Here is a 4,375-nt window from a genome sequence, read left to right as displayed (position 1 = left end):
ATATGTACTTGTTCAAAAATCAGAGCAAATACTTTTTTATATTTGGAATTAATAAATACTTCCCTGATTACTGTAACGGCTTCCTTTGAGCCAATTTTTAAATATACCGCTGTTGTAATCATAGTATGTCAATAAATTTTACTGATGTACTCTTCGTACAAAATACCTTTTTAGCGACATAAATAATGTCTCTCTCTTATTTTAAAATAAAGCTACAAAATAAATATCAAGTAATCGTAAAGTTTAAACATAAATTATGAAGATTTAAAAGTAAACTTAGTTTTATGATGAGTACGGTTACAGCCAGGATACTCTACCCAATACTGTTCGGTTAACGAAAATTTCCACGTAAATAACATATTGTATAAAACCAACAAATCATTGAAAATGTTGGGTTTCGTTCCTCAACCTACATATTTTTGTTTTTTAGTCTTAACTGAACAGTATTGATACCCTACCAATAGGACATAAGTATAAATAATACTTACGAAAAATAGGGTATTGATTACTGCTGTATTTTGTGATTTCGTAGTCCAATTTAATCTAAATTAAAGTAAAAACTGTATCTGTACCTACAACTTTAATTTTCCGAAATATATTTTTCATTACAGCTTTAAATAAGAATAATAGCGAGAATGGGGGCAGAAGAAATGATTGTTTATTTTCTATTGTGAAATCATGGTAGTGATATCAGAGAACGTTCAGAACCGATTAACTATACAAACTGTAGAAATTGCCCCTAATACCACTGCGATTCGTTCTCTAGACTGGGATCGGGATCGTTTTGATATTGAATTTGGTTTACAAAATGGTACAACCTATAATTCATATTTAATTAGAGGTGAACAAACAGTTTTAATTGATACTTCTCACCAGAAGTTTCGTGAACTTTATTTAGAGACTCTTAAGGGTTTAGTTAATCCTAAAACGATTGATTATATAATTGTTAGCCATACTGAACCTGATCATAGTGGCTTAGTAGAAGATATTTTACAGTTAGCACCTAGAGCCACTGTTTTAGCTTCTAAAGTGGCTTTGCAATTTTTAGAAGGTTTGGTACATGAACCTTTTTCTAAGCGAATTGTTAAAAGTGGCGATCGCGTAAAAATTGGTAAAGATCACGAAATGGAATTTGTCAGTGCGCCAAATTTACACTGGCCAGATACTATTTTTAGCTTTGATCGCAAAACCCAAGTTCTCTACACTTGTGATGCCTTCGGAATGCACTACTGTGATGATCGCACTTTCGACGAAGATTTAGAAGCTATTGAAGCTGATTTTCGCTTTTATTATGATTGTTTAATGGGTCCAAATGCTCGTTCTTTGCTAAATGCAATGAAGAGAATGGGTGAACTTGGTGAAATTAAAATTATTGCCAATGGACACGGACCATTACTACATCATAACCTGGATATTCTCAGAGAATATTATCATAATTGGAGTCAAAAACAAGCAAAAACAGAAACTACTGTCGGTTTGTTTTATGTTTCTGGTTATGGACATAGCGATCGCTTGGCACACTCAATTGGTGATGGTTTGCAAAAAGCTGGTGTTGGTGTGGAAGTATTGGATCTCAACACCGCAGAAAGCCAAGAAATTCAAGAATTAGCCGGCAGAGCATCTGGTTTAATTGTAGGGATGCCTTCTACTAGTGCAATTAAAGCACAAGCCGCAATTAGTTCTTTATTAGCCGTTGCTAAAAATAAGCAAGTTGTGGGTTTATTTGAGTCCTATGGTGGCGATGATGAACCGATTGATACTCTCAGACGCAAATTTATTGATTTAGGTATTAAGGAAGCTTTCCCAGCCATTCGGATTAAAGAAACCCCCACAGATTCCACCTATAAACAATTTACAGAAGCTGGCAATGCTTTGGGACAATTGTTAGTGCGAGAACGCAATATTAAACAAATAAAATCTCTCGACGTGAACATGGAAAAAGCGTTGGGAAGAATTAGCAATGGTTTGTATATTGTCACTGCCAAAAAAGGCGATATTAGCGGCGCAATGATCGCTTCTTGGGTAACACAAGCCAGTTTACAGCCTTTAGGTTTTACCATTGCTGTAGCCAAAGATCGCGCTCTCGATGACTTAATGCAAGTAGGCGATCGCTTTGTTCTCAATGTTCTGGAAGAAGGCAACTATCAAGACCTGAAAAAGCATTTTCTCAAACGTTTAAATCCCGGTGCTGATAGATTTGCAGACGTAAAAATCCAAACTGCTAAAAATGGTTCACCCATTCTTACCGACGCACTCGCATACATGGAATGTGAAGTAATCAGCAACATGGAATGTAGTGATCACTGGATTTTATACTGCACAGTTGAAGATGGCAAAGTTTCTAAACCCGATGGAATTACCGCAGTTCGTCATCGCAAAGTCGGAAATTACTATTAATAGGTAATGGGTAATAGGTAATTGGTAATTGGTGATTACCCTCTTCTCTACCTGTTCCCTGTTCCCTGTTCCCTGTTCCCTATTACCCATTACCTAATTATTAACTAACCATCTTTCATAATAACTATGACACTTCCAGATTCATTTTCTAACGCTGTTGAATCAGCTAAAAATTGGGTTTCTCAAGTTTTTTCGACCCAACAAGTATCCATGAGCGATTCTAGACCAAGGGACGTACAAATACTACCAATTGCTACCAACACAAAAGTAATGCGATCGCGCAGTAAGTCGCGGTTGCGGTTTGAAATTGAATATGCTCTAGAACGGGGAACTACTTCTAATAGCTATTTAATAGAAGCCGATAAAACTGCATTAACAGACGCTCCCGCCGAAGGATTTACAGAAATTTATCTGGAAGCATTACAGAAAAATATTAATGTGCAAAAGTTGGATTATGTAATTTTGGGACATTTTAACCCCAATCGTATTCCTACTTTAAAAGCAATTTTAGCGATCGCACCCCAAATTACCTTTGTTTGTTCCCTTCCCGCCGCTAATAATTTACGTGCTGCTTTCACCGACCAAGATATCAAAGTTCTCGTCATGCGGGGGAAAGAAACCCTAGATTTAGGTAAAGGTCATGTCTTGAAATTCTTACCTACTCCTAGTCCCCGCTGGCCTGAAGCACTTTGTACTTACGACCAACAAACCCAAATTCTTTTTACAGATAAGCTATTTGGCGCTCACATCTGTGGTGAAGAAGTATTTGATGATCATTGGGAAACTTTCAAAGAAGACCAACGTTATTACTTTAACTGCCTCATGGCTCCCCATGCAACTCATGTGGAATCAGCTTTGGAGAAAATCTCCGATTTGCAGGTGAGAATGTATGCTGTCGGTCATGGACCCTTGGTACGCACCAGTTTAATTGAACTAACCAAATCCTACGGTGAGTGGAGTCGCGCTCAAAAAGATCGAGAAATATCCGTAGCACTTCTCTACGCTTCCGCTTATGGCAACACTGCCACCTTAGCACAAGCAATGGCATTAGGATTAACCAAAGGTGGCGTTGCCGTTAAATCTGTCAACTGTGAATTTGCAACCGCTGACGAAATCCGTACCAGCTTGGAACAAGCAGATGGTTTTATCATTGGTACTCCTACCATTGGTGGACACGCACCTACTCCCATTCATACCGCATTAGGAATTGTCCTCTCTAGCGGTGATAATACCAAACCGGCGGGGGTATTTGGTTCTTACGGTTGGAGTGGTGAAGCTTTAGACTTGGTAGAATGCAAACTCCGAGACGCTGGCTATCGTTTCGGTTTTGATACCTTGAAAGTCAAATTTAAACCAGATGAAGTCACTCTCAAATATTGCGAAGAAGTCGGTACAGACTTTGCTCAAAGTTTGCGAAAAGCTAAGAAAGTGCGTGTTCCTCAACAATCTGCAACCCCCACAGAACAAGCTGTCGGCCGGATTATTGGTTCTGTCTGTGTCATTGCCGCCAAGCAGGGAGAATTTTCGACAGGGATGATGGGTGCTTGGGTATCTCAAGCTACTTTTAATCCACCGGGAATTACTGTAGCGATCGCCAAAGAGCGGGCAGTCGAATCACTATTATATCCTGGTGGTAAATTTGTCTTGAATATCCTTCCTGAAGGTGTTCATGTGGAATACATGAAACATTTCCGCAAAAGTTTTAAACCCGGAGAAGACAGATTTGCTAACTTCCCCACAGCGGAAGCCGATAATGGTTGTACCATTTTAACAGAAGCTTGTGCATATCTAGAATGTTTGGTACAACAGCGCCTAGAATGTGGTGATCATTGGGTAATTTATGCAACTGTTGACAACGGTAAATTACTCAAGCCGGATGTTATGACTGCTATTAACCACCGGAAAACAGGCTCATACTATTAAAGATATAAGGATACATTATAGCCCCCTCCTCGCTTGCGGGGAGGGGGTTGGGGGT

2 protein-coding genes are annotated in these 4,375 nt (G+C 38.9%); both read left to right on the top strand.

All coding sequences use genetic code 11. The annotated features are described in order from the left end of the window. Positions 1–678 precede the first annotated feature (678 nt). Positions 679–2,397, top strand: a complete 1,719-nt coding sequence (locus IQ228_RS22000; protein WP_027402830.1) for a diflavin flavoprotein — start codon at positions 679–681, stop codon at positions 2,395–2,397. Between the two features lie 210 nt (positions 2,398–2,607). Beyond that, entirely contained in the window at positions 2,608–4,320 is a 1,713-nt protein-coding gene (locus IQ228_RS21995; protein WP_027402831.1) for a diflavin flavoprotein, read from the top strand. Positions 4,321–4,375: the final 55 nt, after the last annotated feature.

Origin of the sequence: Dolichospermum sp. LEGE 00246, assembly GCF_015207865.1 — a bacterium.
Taxonomy (GTDB): Bacteria; Cyanobacteriota; Cyanobacteriia; order Cyanobacteriales; family Nostocaceae; genus Dolichospermum; species Dolichospermum heterosporum.
The sequence above is the reverse complement of the archived record's forward strand: the minus strand, read 5'-3'. Positions and strand labels throughout refer to the sequence as shown.

What these genes read in the sequence shown, in the direction of transcription:
- IQ228_RS22000 (WP_027402830.1), top strand. Translation starts at nt 679, where the DNA reads ATGGTAGTGATATCAGAGAACGTTCAGAACCGATTAACTATACAAACT.
- IQ228_RS21995 (WP_027402831.1), top strand. Translation starts at nt 2,608, where the DNA reads ATGAGCGATTCTAGACCAAGGGACGTACAAATACTACCAATTGCTACC.